Origin of the sequence: Bradyrhizobium sp. INPA03-11B, from assembly GCF_040446015.1 — a bacterium.
Lineage (GTDB): Bacteria > Pseudomonadota > Alphaproteobacteria > Rhizobiales > Xanthobacteraceae > Bradyrhizobium > Bradyrhizobium macuxiense_A.
Window position 1 is genome coordinate 54287 of record NZ_JASGSR010000001.1, and the last position, 15436, is coordinate 69722.

The window sequence follows — 15436 nt, forward strand, 5'->3', positions numbered from 1 at the left end:
ACGCAGAGTCTATTCGGACCAGGCGTAGGTTCCCCTTAGATTAGCGAATCGTTTTCTCGGGCCGGCAGATTTCAGCTTCAGATGACTTCGACAACCAACGCCGAGATCGCGAGAGCCGATGGCGATCTCCGGATCGCGCTGCTGCTTGGCATCGCAAACTGGTTTCTATTCCTCGACCATATTCCACATAATTTCGTCAGCGCCCTGACCATCCGCAATTTCGGCTTTAGCGGCGCGACCGACCTCTTTGTATTCATCGGCGGCTACGCGGTGACGCTCATCTACGCCCAGATGACGCTCGAGCGTGGATTCCTGGTGGCAGCAACCCGCATCTTCAAGCGCGTATGGCAGCTCTATGCCGCCTATATCGTTCTGTTCGTGATCTATGTCGAATTGATCAGCTATGTCGCCGCGCGCACCGCTGCGCCCGAGATCATCAGCGAATTCAACATCACCGGCTTCATCGACCACCCGGTCCGGACGCTGATCTACGGCTTGTTCCTGCAGGCCAAACCGCTCAATCTCGACGTGCTGCAACTCATCATCGCCCTGATGGCCTTCCAGCCGATCGTCGTCTTCGGACTGCTGTACGTACCGAACGCGACACTTCTCGCGTCCGTGACACTTTACGCCGCTGCCCGCGTGCTCGACTGGAACCTGACGTCCTATCCGTATGGAGCCTGGTATCTTAACCCGTTCTGCTGGCAATTGCTGTTCGTGATGGGCGGCTGGCTCGCGCTCATCGGCACGCGCTATGCCCCTGCGATCCGCGCGATGCAGGCCATTCCCGCGCTGCGCGCCACGGCGTTGCTCTATCTGCTGTTCGCGCTGACGATCGTTTCCAGCAACGAAATCCCGGCACTCGCCCAGATGATGCCAAGCGGACTGAGCGATATGCTGCTGCAGAACGACCGCGAGGATGTCGCCCCTCACCGCATCCTGCACTTCCTGACCCTGACATTCCTGTTCACCTGGTTGGTGCCTCGCGACTGGGCATACCTGAGATCGTACGCCTTGCAGCCGATCATCAAATGCGGCGAGGAGTGGCTGGCCGTGTTCTGTGCGGGCGTGTTCCTCTCCTTCGCTGCGCACCTGATGCTGATCACGGGCCCATATTCGCTGACACGGCAGGTCGCGGTCAGCCTCGCCGGTATCGCGGCGATGACGGCCGTTGCCTATTACGTCTCGTGGTCGAAGCAGCAGGACAACAAATCGGCCGTCGGCGCTCATTCCTGAAGCGCGCGGTCTAGAGTTCAATCAGAACCGAAGCTCTAGTCGATCAGCTGCGCGCGCCTTAGCCGCGTCTCGCTCTCGTGCAACATTGTGGTATCGAGCCGGCCCCTCGCCGCTGCATCGGTCGCGCAAGCGAACAGGCGGTAGAACTGCAACCCGTCATAGGCGACCAGCAAAAGATCGACGCCCGCATTCAACGCCTCCACGACCGCCGTGCAGACATCGTGCTGATAGATCGCGCCCATCACCAGATCATCCGTCATGACGATGCCCTGATAGTTCCAGGTCTTCCGGATCAGCCCGTCGACGACAGCCTTGGAATGCGACGCCGGCCGTCCGGGGTCCAGCGCAGTCACCGCCACATGCCCGACCATCAGGCGCGCGCCGCTCGTCGACAGCACATCGCGGAACGGTCGCCAGTCGGTCGCCTCGAGTTCGCCGACCGGCGTATCGAGATCGGCACTGAAGTGGTGCGTGTCGGCGCGCACCCGGCCCAATCCGGGAAAATGCTTCACGGTGGCACTGACGCCTGCGGACTCGAGGCCATGGATATAGGCGCCTGCGATCGCGCTCACCTTGGCCGGATCATCGGAGATCGCACGTTGGTTGGTCAGCGTATTGAAATCGAGCTGATTGCGTTTCGTGTCCGGCCGAAGGTCGAGCACCGGGGCAAAATTGAGATTGATGCCAAGCGACGCCAGCTCGCGGCCATGGATGCGCCCGAACTCCTCGGCTTTTGCCCTTTGCTCGCCGGGCGCCAGTTCCGCCAATGAGGCTAGCGCAGGCAGCCTCGTCAGCGGCGGCGCGAGGTGCGAGACGATGCCGCCTTCCTGATCCGTCGCGACCATTAGCGGTGGCAGCCCCGCGGCCCGCCGCTTGGCCTGAAGTGCGGCGATTTCAGCCATCAAGGTGTCTGCCGTCCTGCCGGCAACATTGCGCCGGGTGACATAGATGCCGGCAATGAAGCCTTTCTCCACAAGCGGCGCGACCTCGTCGAACGATCGATAGCCGACGACAAAGTGCTGCCCGAGGGATCGGGCGAGCACAGGGTCCGTCCGGAGAACACGGTGCCTTCGCTCCTCGAACACGCCATGCGCGGCCAGCACCGCAAGCGGCGGCAGGCACCACAGGACGACCAGAAGGCTCCCCGCCCAACTCCGCCTGCGCCAGGCGGCGCGGCGGACCAGCACGAATACGACCGCGATGCTTGCGGTCACGAGGAGAGGGTTTCCGGTTCCCCGCAGCGGCACCAGATACGGATCGTTGTTGTTGATGCCCGCGAAGACGAAGACCAGCCCGGCGATCCAGAGCAAGGCAATGCCGATACACTTGCTGACTTGCATGGGACCACGCGCGACTGAAGAGGCCGATCGGCTTCGTCCGTATCAGACGAGATTCGACGGCGCGAGCCGTTAAGTCGCCCCTGCACGCAATCTGCATAAAAATCCTGAACTCCTGCTGGTCGCGTTCTCATCCGCGGCACATGCACGGCTCAACCTCGCCAGGCTGCGGACAGGATGTTCGTCCGCCGGCGATGACGAACCTGCACGAGCCCCCCTTTCCCGACCGTCATGAAGCCGATCCGTTCTTGTCTCCCGCCGCAGTTGCCTTGTAGAACAATTGCATCAAGCGAGAGCGAGGCACGGCCAGGACGCCGCATTCGGAGATCCCGTTGACCCACCGTATTCTCGTCGTCGACGATGACCCGCATATCCGCGAGGTCATCCGCGTTGCGCTCAGGAAAGCCGGCATGAGTGTCACCGAGGCGCGCGACGGCAAGGACGCGCTGGCCCGCTTTGCCGGCGAACGGCCGGACCTCATCGTGCTCGACATCGGCATGCCGGAGTTCGATGGCCTCGACGTCTGCCGCGAGATCCGCAAATCGTCCGACGTACCGATCCTGTTCCTCTCCGCCCGTGACGAGGAGATCGATCGCGTCCTCGGCCTCGAAATTGGCGGCGACGACTATGTGACCAAGCCGTTCAGTCCGCGCGAACTGGTCGCGCGGATCAATGTCATCCTGCGGCGGCTCGCGCCGCGCGCGGCGGGCGCGATGCCGGAGACGACCGTGCTCTCGCGTGGGCAGCTTTCGATCGATCCCGGGCAGCACGTTGCGACGTTCGCGGGCACCGCGCTTCATCTCACTGCAATCGAATTCGGCATTCTGCGCGCCTTCCTGACGCGCCCCGTCGCGGTGTTCAACCGCGAGCAGATCATGGGCGCGGCCTACCAGCTCAACATCCAGGTCTCGGATCGCACGATCGACAGCCATATCCGCAATATCAGGGCCAAGCTGGCCGCAGCAAGGTGCGACAACGTCATCGAGACCGTGCACGGCGTCGGCTTCAAGCTCGGCCGCTGCGAGCCGCAGGCATGACGTCTCACCGCGCCGACCGGAAGTGGCGACCGTCGCTCGGTTTCGTGATCTTCACGGTGCTCGCTTTGGTCGCGGTACTGCCGCTGATGGGGTTGTTCTTCTTCCGTCTCTACGACAACCAGCTGATTCACCAGACCCAGGCCGAGTTGATTGCGCAGAGCCGCGTGCTGGCCGCGATCTATGCGCGGGACGTACAGGCACGGCTCGCCAACGGCATCCCGCTCGGCGCGGCGGTGCCGCCGGAGGCGCTACCCGACCCCGGCGATCAGGTGACACCGATCCGGCCCGCACTCGATCTCGCCGGCAACGACCTGCTGCGGCGACGGCCCGATGCGCTGCCGGCGGCGAAGCCCGCCGATCGAGCCTATGTCGAGATCGGCACTGCGCTGATGCCGATTACCCTGGAGACCCAGAGGGTCACGCTGGCGGGTTTCCGCATCCTCGATCCGCAGGGTGTGGTGATCGCCGGACGGCAGGAGGTCGGACAGTCGCTTGCCCATATCGAGGAGGTCGCTACGGCCCTGCAGGGCCAGTATAGCGCCGCGCTCCGGATCCGCGTGCCGGACAAACCTCCGCCGCCGATCTACTCGATCAGCCGCGGCGTCGGTGTCCATGTCTTTTCCGCGATGCCCGTCATCGTCAACAATCACGTCGCGGGCGTGATCTACACGTCGCGGACACCGAGCAACATCTTCGATTATCTCTATCAGGAGCGCGGCAAGTTCCTGCTCGCCACATTGGCCGTGCTGCTGACGACGATTGCGATCGGGCTGACGTTCTCTCGCACGGTCACGCGTCCGATGCGCGAGCTGGTCGATCGCGCCGTGCGGATCGGCCGCGGCGACCGCAATGCGTTTCAGCCGCTGCAGCATTATGGCACCCGTGAGCTCGCCCAACTCTCCGACAGCTTTCTCGACATGGCCCAGCAGCTGTCGCGCCGCTCCGACTACATCGCGACGTTCTCCGCGCATTTGACCCACGAACTGAAATCGCCGCTGACATCGATCAGGGGAGCCGCCGAGCTGCTGCAGGATTCGCTTCAAAGCAAGTCCGAAACGTTGACGCGATCCGAGCAACAGCGCTTCATCTCGAACATCCTCGGCGACGTCGAGCGGCTCGATGCGATGAGCCAGCGGCTACGCGAGCTGGCCCGCGCCGAAAGCGCGCCGCAGAACGAGCAGACCCCGCTCTCGCGCGTCATCGCAAGTTTGAAGAGCCGCTTTCCGGGGCGGACAATCGCGGCGAGCGGCTGCCTCGACCGTTCGATCGGGATGTCCGGCGAAAAGGCGCTGATCGTGCTGGCCCATCTGGCCGACAACGCGTTCCGTCACAATGCAACGTCGGTGCAGCTCGAAGCGACCGCCGAAGCTGCAGCCATCAGGGCGACGGTGAGCAACGACGGCGACCCGATCTCCGCCGCCAACAGCGACAAGATCTTCGATGCCTTCTTCACCACCCGCCGCGACAGCGGCGGCACCGGCATGGGGCTCGCCATCGCGCAAGCCGTCATGGTGACTCACGGCGGCACGATCCGCCTCCTGCCCACCAGCCGGGGCGTCGCCTTCGAGCTGGCGTTTCCCGCGGTCTGACCCGTCCCGGACCCGTGCGATGATGACCGCGGGGCCGTGCGCGGCGCACCCGAGAAATTTCCCGCGCGGTGGACAAAGCATATCGAGCTGCGAATGCTTCTGCAGGATCAGCCATCATCAAACTGCTGAGCCGAGCCCTGCTTGACGCGCAATTTTGTTTGTGCGCAGCTGCTCAAAACAACAAGGCTACTCAGGGGCAGGATATATGGGCGGGCTTCGACAGGCGTTGGCCGGTTACGGCTTCCTCATCGCATCGATCGATCTGGCGGCAGCGGCGGAACCGATCAGGCTGCGGGTCGCGGACTCCTTTCCGAAGGGACACTATCTTGTCCGTCTCGTGCTGGAGCCCTGGATGGCCGAGGTCCAGAAGCGCACCAACAACGCGGTGACGTTCGAGCACTATCCGGCGCAGCAGCTCGGCAAGGCCGCCGACATGCTCAAGCTGACGCAAACCGGCGTCGCCGATATCGGCTATGTCGCGCCCGCCTATGTCTCTGACAAGATGCCGGTCTCCGAAGTCGCGATGCTCCCCGGCGCGTTCGAGCATTCCTGCCAGGGCACGCTCGCTTATTGGAAGACTGCGCGGAGCGGCGTGATCGCACAGCAGGATTATACCGGAAACGGCATCCGCCTGCTGCTCGCGGTGAGCCTGCCACCCTATCGCATCCTGACCGTGAAGCAGCCGGTGAAGGACACAGCCGACATCAATGGACTGAAGCTGCGATCGACCGGCGGCGCTCAGGACCTCACCTTGCGCGCGATCGGCGCGGTGCCGGTACGGATGGCAGCGCCCGACGCCTATGAGTCGCTGTCGCGCGGCACGATGGACGGCCTGCTGTTTCCGCTCGAGAGCGTCGTCGCCTATGGCGCCGACAAGCTCGTGAAGCATTCCACCGATGGCTTCGGCTTCGCGAGCTTCGTGGTCGCCTATTCGATCAGCGAGAACGCTTGGAAGAAGCTGTCGCCCGAGATCCAGAAGGCGATGATCGACACCGCCGAGGAGATCCTGCCGTCCGCCTGCAAGGAAGTGCAGAAGCAGGACAGCGAGACCATGAAGTCGATGGAGGCCGCAGGCGTCCACTTCGACACCCTGCAGCCCGACGTCGTCGCCAAGCTCAAGGACCTGACCAAGGGCGTGGGCAAGGCATGGGCCGAAGGGCTCGACGCGCGCGGCAAGCACGGCAGCGACGCCCTGAAGGAGTTCAGCGCTGCCGTTGCGGCCGTGCCGGCCCAGTAACGCGGACGGAGCCATACGTGATCAAGACAAGTCTGAAAGCCCTGACCACCATCGAGAAGGTGACCTCGGCCATCGCCGCGGCCCTGATGTTCGCGATCATGATCATCGTCTTCTCCGACGTCGTGATGCGCTACGTCTTCAACCGGCCGTTCTCCTGGGCCTATGACCTGATCTCGCTCTACGTGATGGCCGGCGTCTTCTTCCTGTCGCTCTCAGGCACCTACGCCGTCAACGGCCATATCAGCGTCGATATCCTGCTACCGCGCTTCTCCGCGATCATCCAGCGCCTCTGCGTCATCATCTCGAATGTCGTCGGCCTCGCGATCTTCGTTCCGATCACCTGGCTCGGCTATCAGCGCGCGCTCGACAATTATGTCTCGGGCGACGTGATGGCCGGTGCGATCCCGTGGCCGACCTGGGCGTCCTCGATCTTCGTGCCGGTCGGCGCGGGAATACTCGCACTGCGCCTTGCCGTTCATCTCATTGCCAATATCGCGAGCCTCCTGACCGGTCAAAATCTGCTGCCGCTGCCGGCCATCTCCGGCCATTCGGAGAAGGCTGCCGGAGGTTTCGAATGATCCCGACCTTCATCCTCGCGCTGCTATTCGTCCTGCTCGCGATAGGAACACCGGTCGCATTCGCGATGGCCTTCTCCGGCGGGCTCGGCCTCTATCTAACCGGCGGCCTGCCGATCCTGCTCGGCGTGCTGCAGACCACGCCGCTGTCGGCCGTCACCTCCTACGAGCTGATCACGATCCCGATGTTCCTGTTAATGGCAGACCTCGTGCTGCTGTCGGGTGTCGCCGACGATCTCTTCAAGACCGCGGCAGCCTGGGTCGGACGCATCCCCGGCGGCCTCGGCATGGCGACTGCGCTCGCCGGCGCGGGCTTCGGCTCGATCTGCGGCACCAGCACGGCCTCGGCCGCGACGCTGTCCTCGACCAGCCTTCCGGCGATGATCCGCCAGGGCTACGAGCCCAAGATGGCAGCCGGCGTCGTCGCGATCTCAGGTACGCTCGCGATGCTGCTGCCGACCTCGGTCGCGCTGGTCATCTTCGGCCTGCTTGCCGAGGTCAACATCGGGAAGCTGCTGATCAGCGGCATCATCCCGGCGATCTTCGTCACCATCATCATCATGTCGACGATCTATATCCTCGTGCTGCTCGATCCTTCGCGCGCGCCGACGATCTCCGCGGTGACATGGTCGGAGCGGTTCAGCCTGCTCTGGCAGGTCAGCCCAATGGTGATCCTGTTCTCGATCGTCACAGGCACGATCTACCTCGGGATCGCGACACCAACGGAAGCCTCGGCTTTCGGCGCATTCGGCGCCTTCTGCCTCGCCTGCTGGAAGCGCAAGATCAACCTGACCTCGCTCTACACGACGTTACGGCATGCCGCCCAAGGCACCTGCATGATCGTGCTGATCATCATGTGCGCGCATATCTTCGGCTATTTCTTCACGCTGACGCAGGTGACGCAGAACATCGTCGGCTGGGTCGGCGGCCTCGACGTCTCGCGCTGGATCATCATCACGCTGATCCTGTGCGGCTACATCGTGCTCGGCTCGTTCATGGATCAGATCGCGATCCTGGTGCTGACGGTTCCGATCGTGCTGCCGTTGATCAAGTCGCTCGGCTTCGACCCGATCTGGTTCGGTGTCATCAAGATCGTGACCGCCGAGGTCGGCATGATCACGCCGCCGATCGGATTGAACTGCTTCATCGTGGCGCGTTACGCACATCGCCCCGTGGGCGAGGTGTTCCACGGCACATTCCCGCATTTCATCGCGCATCTGATTGCTATCGCTATTTTCGTGGCATTCCCGGAGATCATCCTCTGGCTGCCGAACCACATGCAACATTGAAGAAGCCGTCGGTCGAGACGGCCATCTCTGGGAGACCATGATGAATTTGTATTCCCGTTTTTTCGCCGGCGCAGGCCTCGGCACGGTCTTGCTCGCGGCGTCCGCATCGTCGGGCCTTGCCCAGGAGAAGATCACGCTGCGCCTTGCCGACAGCTTGCCCTCCGGCCACGTGATCCATGAGCTCGTCGGCAAGCCGTTCTCCGAGCTCGTCGCCAAGCTGACCAACGGCCAGGTCACGTTTCAGCACTTCCCGGCGGAGCAGCTCGGCAAGGCCAAGGACATGGCCCAGCTTACCGCGCTCGGCGTCGCGGACGTCTCCTACATCGTGCCGTCCTACTCGTCGGACAAGTTTCCGCTGACCGCCGTTGCCGAATTGCCCGGCATCTTCGACAACGAATGCCAGGGCTCCCTCGCCTTCTACAAGATCTCGCACAATGGCGGCATCCTGGAGACCAAGGAATTCGCGCCCAACCAGCTCCGTCCACTGGTGACGCTCGCGCTGCCCGCCTACCAGGTCCAGCTAGCGACCAGCCGCGATGTGAAGACGGCAAGGGACCTCGAAGGTCTGAAGATCCGCACCACCGGCGGCGCGATGGATCTCATGATGCGCTCGATCGGCGGCGTGCCGGTGCGGATGGCCGCGCCGGAAATCTATGAATCGCTGACCCGCGGCACGCTCGACGGGCTGATCTTCTCTTACCAGAGCTCGGCGTCCTACGACTTCGGCAAGATCCTGAAGTCGGGTACCGAAGGCCTGAACTTCGGCACCGCGATCTTCACCTATTCGATGGGCGAGCTGAAGTTCAAGTCGCTGCCCGAGAACGTGCGCAAGGCGCTGATCGAGGCCGGCGAGCAGACCACGCGCGAGGCCTGCAAGCGGTTCGAGGACGGCGAGAAGGCCGCGGCTGACAAGATCAAGTCGCAGGGCATGAAGGTCATCAACTTCAGCGCCGACGACAAGAAGGTGTTCGACACCGCCTTCAAGTCGGTGGCCCAGGATTGGGTGAAGGACGTCGACAAGCGCGGCAAGCCGGGCACCGACGTCTTCAAGGCCTTCACCGAAGCGCTGGCCGCCACCCATTGAGCTCGGCACCGACGAGAGACGAACCATCTGCGCCGGCGGGCCCGCTCGCCGGTGTCAGGATCATCGACCTCACCAGCGTGATGATGGGGCCTTACGCAACCATGATCCTCGGCGACTACGGCGCCGACGTGATCAAGGTCGAGAGCCCCGATGGCGATGTGATGCGCCATGCGGCCCCGATGCGCCATCCTGGGATGGGCGCGATGTACCTGCAGGGCAATCGCAACAAGCGCTCGATCGTGCTCGACCTGAAGAGGGCCGGCGGCCGCGCGGCGCTGCTGCGGCTTGCCGCGGACGCCGACGTGTTCGTCCACAACGTCCGTCCCGCGGCAATGGCGCGGCTGAAGCTCGGCGCCGACGATCTGCACGCCGTCAACCCGCGGCTGGTCTATGCCAGCCTGCACGGCTTCGGCGAGACCGGCCCCTATGCGGGCCGGCCCGCCTATGACGACCTGATCCAGGGGCTGACGGCGCTGCCCGCGCTGACCGGCCAGATCACCGGTGAGCCGCGCTACTCTCCGGCGACCATGGCCGACCGCATCGTTGGCCTCAATGCCGTCCACGCCATCCTGGCGGCGCTGTTCCACCGCGAGCGCTCCGGCGAGGGCCAGGCGATCGAGATCCCGATGTTCGAGACCATGGCGCAGTTCGTGCTCGGCGATCACATGGCTGGCCGCAGCTTCGAGCCGCCGATCGGGCCGCCCGGCTACTCCCGGCTGCTGTCGCCCGATCGCCGGCCGTATCAGACCAGCGACGGCTACATCTGCGCGCTGGTCTATTCCGACAAGCAGTGGAACGCATTCTTCGCCAAGATCGGCCTCGCCGATGAGGCCGATCGCGACCCGCGGCTGAACAGCATTTCGGCGCGAACGAGGAACTACGACTTCGTCTACGACTGGTTTTCGCAGATGATGAAGACCCGCAGCACCGCCGAATGGATGCGCTTCTTCGAAGAGGCCGACATTCCGCATGCACCTCTGCACGACCTCGATAGCCTAATTGACGATCCGCATCTCAAAGCCGTCGGGCTGCTCCAATCGCTGGAGCATCCGACCGAAGGCACGCTGCGCGTTGCCGGCCCGGCCGCCACCTGGAGCCGGACGCCGCCGTCGATCCGGACCTATCCGCCGAACCTCGGCGAGCACGGCCGGGAGATCCTGCGCGAGGCAGGACTTGCGGATGCCGAGATTGCCGCCCTCATCGCGGAGGGCGCGCTGATCGAGCCCGGCTCCTCCTGACTATTTCCTGCGCGACGCCAATATCTTCTCGGCGGCGCGCAAATGCGGCTTGTCCAGCATCTTGCCGTCCATCTTGGCGACACCTGATGGATTATCGGCAAACGCGGCGATCACCCGCTCCGACCATGCGATCTCCTCGTCGGTCGGCATGAAGGCCGCGTTGACGACGTCGACATGCTTGGGATGGATCACGGCCTTGGCCAGGAAGCCGTCCTGCCGCGCAGCGACTGCCTCTGCCTTCAGCGCATCGAGATCGTTGATGTCGGTGGCGATGGTGTCGATCGCAACGACGCCGGCCGCGGCCGCGCCGATCAGGCAGAGATCGCGGGCGAGAATGAACGGTGAGTGATAGCGGCCGTCGGTACGGTTGCGGGTCGCGCCAAGCGAAGCCGCCAGGTCCTCCGCCCCCCACATCATGCCCCAGAGCCGCGGGCACATGTTCTCGAAGTCGAGGATTTTGAGAACCGCGCGCGCCGTTTCGGTCGCGACCGTGACGATCCGTGTGGACCCCTGCTCGATGCCGGAGGCCGCCTCGAACGCGTCGAGATAGAGCGCGAGCTTGTTGACGTCGGCGGCGCCGGCGCATTTCGGCAGCACGATGCCGTCGGGCTTGCCGGGCATCACAGCGGCAAGGTCGCCGAGTGTCAGGTCGGTGTCGAGGGCGTTGACCCGGATATAGAGCTTCTGCTCCGGATTGCGCGCATCGAGCATCTGCCGTGTGATCCCGCGCGCAACGACCTTCTGCTCCGGCGCAATCGAGTCCTCAAGGTCGAGGATCAGGGCATCGGCCGCGGTTTTCTTCGCACTCTCATATTTCCGGGTGCTGTCGCCGGGAACGAACAGGAACGATCGCATCGCTTACGCCTTCGGCTTGCAGTGCATCAGGCCGGTGCGGCGGCAGCTCGCCACCACCTCGCCGCGCTGGTTGGTCATGGTGTGCTCGAACTCGACGATGCCCTGGGTCGGCCGCGACTTGCTGGCACGCTTGCCGATGATCTTGGTATGCGCTTTCAAGGTATCGCCATGAAAGACCGGTTTCGGAAACTTGACGTCGGTCATGCCGAGATTGCCGACCGTGGTGCCCAAGGTCGTGTCGTACACGCTCATGCCGATCATGATGCCGAGCGTATAGAGGCTGTTGAACAGCCGCTGGCCGAATTCGGTCTTCTCGGAGAAATGCGCATCGAGATGCAGCGGCTGCGGATTCATGGTCAGCAGGCTGAACATGGTGTTGTCCATCTCCGTCACGGTTCGGCTGAACTCGTGATGGAATTCCCGCCCGACCTCGAACTCTTCGAAATACAATCCAGCCATTTATCGTCCCTTGTAGTTGGGCGTCCGCTTCTCGACGAACGCATTCAGCCCTTCCTGGCAGTCTTCCGTCGAGGCGACCACCACGAAACTTTCCGCCGTGTTCTCCACCGAGCGGCGGAAATCGGCATCGACCGCGCGCATGAAGGCATCGCGACCGATCTTCATCACGATGGGCGATTTCGCCGCCAGCTTGCGCGCGAGCTCGCGGGCCCGCTCCAGTGCCGTGCCCTTCGGCACCACTTCGCTGAGCAGCCCCATGCGAAAGGCCGTTGCGGCATCGAAGGGCTCGCCGAGGAACAGCGGACCGAACGCCTGGTGCTTGCCGACCAGCCGTGGCAGCTGCACGAAGTGGATCGCCGGGATCAGGCCGACATCGATCTCGGGATAGCCGAACGTCGAGCCGTCGCCCGCAACGATCATGTCGCAGGAGATCGCGATCGTCATGCCGCCGGCGCGCACCGCGCCGTCGATCGCCGCAATCGTCGGCTTGCCCATGCGGTATTGCGTATCGTTCAACGCGAAATACAGCCGCTCGAGGAACTTTTTGGTCTCGATCGCGGGCTTGCCCCTGACGATATCGAGGTCGAGACCGGCGCAAAACACCTTGTGGGCGCTGCTGACGATGACGGCGCGCACCGCGTCATCATCGCGCGCCTTCGCCAGCGCCGCCAGCAACGCGTCGATCAAGGGAATGCTGAGCGCATTGACCGGCGCGCGATCCAGCACAATCTCCGCAATCTGCTCAGTGACCGAGTAACGAACGAGGTCTGTGCTCATGATGTCTTGCCTCCTGCCATCGCTTTGGCCTGCCGCACCGCACCCGACTGCAGCAAGCCGTCGATCTCGGCGGAACCAAATCCAGCCTCTGTCAGCACGGCGCGGCTATCCTGCCCGACATCCGGCGCGGAGCACAGGTGATCCTCGGACAAGCTCGCGATCCCCGGCGTCCGCGGCGAATAGACCGCGCCGACACCCGACGTATCCTGACGGACCGACGCCCTCGTCGCCTCGACATGAGGGTCGCGCAGCCATTCGCCGGGATTGAGGATCCGCTCCGCGATGATATCGGCCGCGTGCAGCGCCTTTAGCCAGGCATCCGTCGGCTGCGTCAGGAACACCTCGCGCAGCTGCGGGATCAGCGTATCGGCGGCATCTGCGCGCCGGGCGAAGTCGGCGAAGCGCGGATCGCTGGCAAGATCTTCGCGGCCGATCGCACCGCACAGCCGCTTGTATTGCGGCTCGTTCACCAATGTCACCATCATCCAGCCGTCCTGTGTCTGGTAGGTGCCGGCCGGCACATTGAGCGCGCGAGGGGCACCGCCCTCCAGGATGAACTCGGCGACCTTGTGCCCGAGCAGCGCTGACGTCGACTGGCAGAGATTGACGTCGATCCAGCGGCCGGTGCCGACCGTCGCGCGCGCGAACAGGGTCGTGGCAATGGCCTGGAATGCGTAGACGCCGGTGACCACGTCGGAGATCGTGGTGCCGACCCGGTGCGGCACACCATCGGTACCAATGTTGACCGAGACCAGCCCCGAGAACGCCTGCGCTACCGAGTCCGAGCCCGGCCGCTTGGCATAAGGCCCGCTCTGCCCGAAGCCGCTGACCGAGAGATAGACGAGGCCGGGATTGTCACGCGACAGGCTCTCATAGCCGAGCCCGAGCCGCTCGGCGACACCTGGGCGAAATCCTTCAATGAGCACGTCGGCCTCGCGCGCCAGGCGCTGCGCAATCGCGATGCCGTCCTTGTGCTTCATGTCGAGGCACAGGCTGCGCTTGCCGCGGTTATAGACCGCCGACAAGGTCGTGTGATTGCCGTAGGTCGTGCCGAGATAGCGCGACCAGTCGCCCTCTGGCGGCTCCACCTTGATGACGTCGGCGCCATAGACCCCGAGCAGCATCGCGCAATATGGCGAAGCGATCCCCTGCCCGAAATCGAGCACCTTCAGCCCGCGATACGGCGCCTCGTGCGTCGGCGTCAGCCTGCGTTCGCCCGCCATTTGTCCTCCCCGTTAGTTTCGAAGGGCCCTACAGCGCCAGATAGCGCTGCCGAATGTTGTCGTTGGCCTTCAGCTCTTCGATGGAGGATGTGTAGACGATCTGTCCCTTGTCGATAACCGTCGCGTGGCTCGCAAGGCCAAGGCAAAAATGCATGTTCTGCTCGGCGATCAATACCGTGGCACCGGTGCCGCGGAGCTGCCGCAGTAGCTCGCCGATGCGCTGCACGATGATCGGCGCCAGTCCCTCGCTCGGCTCGTCCAGCAGTAGCAGCACCGGATTGCCCATCAGCGTACGGGCGATCGCCAGCATCTGCTGTTCGCCGCCGGAGAGCCGGCCTGCGATCCGGTGCCGCAGCGGCTCCAGCAGCGGAAACACGTCATAGACGCGGCGGATCGACCACTCGTCCTCGCCGTCAGGCCCCTTCTTCTGTCCGATGACGAGATTGTCCTCGACCGTATGCTCGGGAAAGATCTGGCGATCTTCCGGCACGAAGCCGAGCCCGGCCCGCGCGATGTGATGCGGCCGCATTCCGGAGACCAGCTGGCCACGTAAGGTCACCTTGCCTCGCCGTGCCGGCGCCAGTCCCATGATCGCCTTCATGGTGGTCGACTTGCCGGCGCCGTTGCGGCCGAGCAGCGCCATGGTCTCGCCCTTGCGCACGGACAGGCCGACGCCGAACAGGATCTGGCTGGTACCGTAGTAGACGTCGAGGTCCTCGACCTGCACCACCGGCTGCGTGCTCATGCGACCGCTCCTGCGTGATCGTCGCTGCCGAGATAGGCCTCGATCACGGCAGCGTTGCTGCGGATCGAACCCGGCGTTCCGGTCGCAAGAATTCGCCCGTAGCACAGCACGACGATCTCTGGCGCAATCTTGAACACGATGTCCATGTCGTGCTCGATGAACACCACGGTGATCTTCTGCTTCTCCCAGAGCTCGCGCACCTTGTCGATCATGCGCCAACGCTCTTCGGTGCCCATGCCCGCGGTCGGCTCGTCGAGCAGCAGCACCTTGGGTTCGAGCACCAGCGCGAGCGCGATATCGAGCAGCTTCTGGTCGCCGTGCGACAGCGTCGCCGCGGTCCTGTTGCGCTTGCCGGCAAGGCCGAGCAGCTCCATCGCATGCTCGGCGCGGTCGCGGGTCTCGGCCAATGGGAAGCGCCGAAGCATCACGCCGGCGCGGCGCTGATCGGCACCGACCGCAGCCAGCATCGTTTCCTCGACCGTCAGCGACGGAAAGATGCTCGCGACCTGGAAAGCGCGGCCGATGCCGTGGCGCACGATCTCCGGCGGCGACTTGCCCGCCATGTCGACGCCATTGAGCAGGATCTGCCCGGCGTCCGGCCGCAGCGCGCCCGTGATCAGGTTGAAGAAGGTGCTCTTGCCGGCGCCGTTGGGACCGATCACGGCGGTCAGCGAACCATCGGCAAAGTCGAGCGAGACGTTATCAGTCGCCTTGACGCCGCCAAAGGATTTCGAGAGGGCGCGAATTTCCAGCAT

The 15436-nt window shown here is 64.0% G+C and carries 15 protein-coding genes; 8 read left to right on the forward strand and 7 right to left on the reverse strand.

Going from position 1 to position 15436, the window contains the following annotated elements; all coding sequences use genetic code 11:
* The first annotated feature begins 81 nt into the window (after positions 1–81).
* Positions 82–1236: an OpgC domain-containing protein gene (gene opgC, locus QMZ05_RS00315; RefSeq protein WP_353698946.1), complete on the forward strand. Its 1155-nt coding sequence runs from the start codon at positions 82–84 to the stop codon at positions 1234–1236.
* A 35-nt stretch (positions 1237–1271) separates the two neighbouring features.
* Here opgC and QMZ05_RS00320 read toward each other — a convergent pair whose 3' ends face one another.
* Positions 1272–2576: a glycoside hydrolase family 3 N-terminal domain-containing protein gene (locus QMZ05_RS00320; RefSeq protein WP_353698947.1), complete on the reverse strand. Its 1305-nt coding sequence runs from the start codon at positions 2574–2576 to the stop codon at positions 1272–1274.
* Positions 2577–2905: 329 nt separating this feature from the next.
* On the opposite strand from QMZ05_RS00320, the gene QMZ05_RS00325 reads away from it, so the two are divergent.
* The 7 genes from QMZ05_RS00325 (at position 2906) to QMZ05_RS00355 (ending at position 10622) form a co-directional block, all read left to right on the forward strand.
* Positions 2906–3610: a response regulator transcription factor gene (locus QMZ05_RS00325; RefSeq protein WP_353698948.1), complete on the forward strand. Its 705-nt coding sequence runs from the start codon at positions 2906–2908 to the stop codon at positions 3608–3610.
* Positions 3607–5199 carry an ATP-binding protein gene (locus QMZ05_RS00330; RefSeq protein ID WP_353698949.1) on the forward strand — a complete coding sequence of 531 codons (1593 nt, stop codon included), beginning with the start codon at positions 3607–3609 and terminating at the stop codon, positions 5197–5199. The genes QMZ05_RS00325 and QMZ05_RS00330 overlap by 4 nt, the downstream gene beginning before the upstream one ends.
* A 205-nt stretch (positions 5200–5404) precedes the next feature.
* Positions 5405–6436: a TRAP transporter substrate-binding protein DctP gene (gene dctP, locus QMZ05_RS00335; protein ID WP_353698950.1), complete on the forward strand. Its 1032-nt coding sequence runs from the start codon at positions 5405–5407 to the stop codon at positions 6434–6436.
* A 17-nt stretch (positions 6437–6453) separates the two neighbouring features.
* Entirely contained in the window at positions 6454–7014 is a 561-nt protein-coding gene (locus QMZ05_RS00340) for a TRAP transporter small permease (protein WP_353698951.1), read from the forward strand.
* The gene (locus QMZ05_RS00345) at positions 7011–8300 is read left to right on the forward strand and encodes a TRAP transporter large permease (RefSeq protein WP_353698952.1); all 1290 of its coding nucleotides are present in this window, start codon (positions 7011–7013) and stop codon (positions 8298–8300) included. The genes QMZ05_RS00340 and QMZ05_RS00345 overlap by 4 nt, the downstream gene beginning before the upstream one ends.
* A 40-nt stretch (positions 8301–8340) precedes the next feature.
* Positions 8341–9384: a TRAP transporter substrate-binding protein DctP gene (dctP, locus tag QMZ05_RS00350; RefSeq protein WP_353698953.1), complete on the forward strand. Its 1044-nt coding sequence runs from the start codon at positions 8341–8343 to the stop codon at positions 9382–9384.
* The gene (locus QMZ05_RS00355; RefSeq protein ID WP_353698954.1) at positions 9381–10622 is read left to right on the forward strand and encodes a CoA transferase; all 1242 of its coding nucleotides are present in this window, start codon (positions 9381–9383) and stop codon (positions 10620–10622) included. Before dctP (QMZ05_RS00350) ends, QMZ05_RS00355 begins: the two co-directional genes overlap by 4 nt.
* On the opposite strand, the gene QMZ05_RS00360 is transcribed toward QMZ05_RS00355, so the two are convergent.
* The 6 genes from QMZ05_RS00360 to QMZ05_RS00385 are packed head-to-tail and all read right to left on the reverse strand — an operon-like array spanning position 10623 to position 15436.
* Positions 10623–11477 carry a CoA ester lyase gene (locus tag QMZ05_RS00360; RefSeq protein WP_353698955.1) on the reverse strand — a complete coding sequence of 285 codons (855 nt, stop codon included), beginning with the start codon at positions 11475–11477 and terminating at the stop codon, positions 10623–10625.
* Positions 11478–11480: 3 nt separating this feature from the next.
* Complete coding sequence (locus QMZ05_RS00365) at positions 11481–11936, reverse strand: MaoC family dehydratase (RefSeq protein WP_024582047.1); 456 nt, start codon at positions 11934–11936, stop codon at positions 11481–11483.
* Complete coding sequence (locus QMZ05_RS00370) at positions 11937–12713, reverse strand: enoyl-CoA hydratase/isomerase family protein (RefSeq protein WP_353698956.1); 777 nt, start codon at positions 12711–12713, stop codon at positions 11937–11939.
* Positions 12710–13936, reverse strand: coding sequence for a CoA transferase (locus tag QMZ05_RS00375; RefSeq protein ID WP_353698957.1), 1227 nt, complete (start codon positions 13934–13936; stop codon positions 12710–12712). Before QMZ05_RS00375 ends, QMZ05_RS00370 begins: the two co-directional genes overlap by 4 nt.
* A gap of 28 nt (positions 13937–13964) precedes the next feature.
* Positions 13965–14681 (reverse strand): ABC transporter ATP-binding protein, encoded by a 717-nt coding sequence (locus tag QMZ05_RS00380; RefSeq protein WP_353698958.1) that lies wholly within the window; start codon positions 14679–14681, stop codon positions 13965–13967.
* A complete protein-coding gene (locus tag QMZ05_RS00385; protein ID WP_353698959.1) occupies positions 14678–15436 on the reverse strand; it encodes an ABC transporter ATP-binding protein in 759 nt (252 codons plus the stop codon). The genes QMZ05_RS00380 and QMZ05_RS00385 overlap by 4 nt, the downstream gene beginning before the upstream one ends.

What these genes read in the sequence shown, in the direction of transcription:
- opgC (WP_353698946.1), top strand. Translation starts at nt 82, where the DNA reads ATGACTTCGACAACCAACGCCGAGATCGCGAGAGCCGATGGCGATCTC.
- QMZ05_RS00320 (WP_353698947.1), bottom strand. Translation starts at nt 2,576, where the DNA reads ATGCAAGTCAGCAAGTGTATCGGCATTGCCTTGCTCTGGATCGCCGGG.
- QMZ05_RS00330 (WP_353698949.1), top strand. Translation starts at nt 3,607, where the DNA reads ATGACGTCTCACCGCGCCGACCGGAAGTGGCGACCGTCGCTCGGTTTC.
- dctP (WP_353698950.1), top strand. Translation starts at nt 5,405, where the DNA reads ATGGGCGGGCTTCGACAGGCGTTGGCCGGTTACGGCTTCCTCATCGCA.
- QMZ05_RS00345 (WP_353698952.1), top strand. Translation starts at nt 7,011, where the DNA reads ATGATCCCGACCTTCATCCTCGCGCTGCTATTCGTCCTGCTCGCGATA.
- dctP (WP_353698953.1), top strand. Translation starts at nt 8,341, where the DNA reads ATGAATTTGTATTCCCGTTTTTTCGCCGGCGCAGGCCTCGGCACGGTC.
- QMZ05_RS00360 (WP_353698955.1), bottom strand. Translation starts at nt 11,477, where the DNA reads ATGCGATCGTTCCTGTTCGTTCCCGGCGACAGCACCCGGAAATATGAG.
- QMZ05_RS00365 (WP_024582047.1), bottom strand. Translation starts at nt 11,936, where the DNA reads ATGGCTGGATTGTATTTCGAAGAGTTCGAGGTCGGGCGGGAATTCCAT.
- QMZ05_RS00370 (WP_353698956.1), bottom strand. Translation starts at nt 12,713, where the DNA reads ATGAGCACAGACCTCGTTCGTTACTCGGTCACTGAGCAGATTGCGGAG.
- QMZ05_RS00375 (WP_353698957.1), bottom strand. Translation starts at nt 13,936, where the DNA reads ATGGCGGGCGAACGCAGGCTGACGCCGACGCACGAGGCGCCGTATCGC.
- QMZ05_RS00380 (WP_353698958.1), bottom strand. Translation starts at nt 14,681, where the DNA reads ATGAGCACGCAGCCGGTGGTGCAGGTCGAGGACCTCGACGTCTACTAC.
- QMZ05_RS00385 (WP_353698959.1), bottom strand. Translation starts at nt 15,436, where the DNA reads ATGCTGGAAATTCGCGCCCTCTCGAAATCCTTTGGCGGCGTCAAGGCG.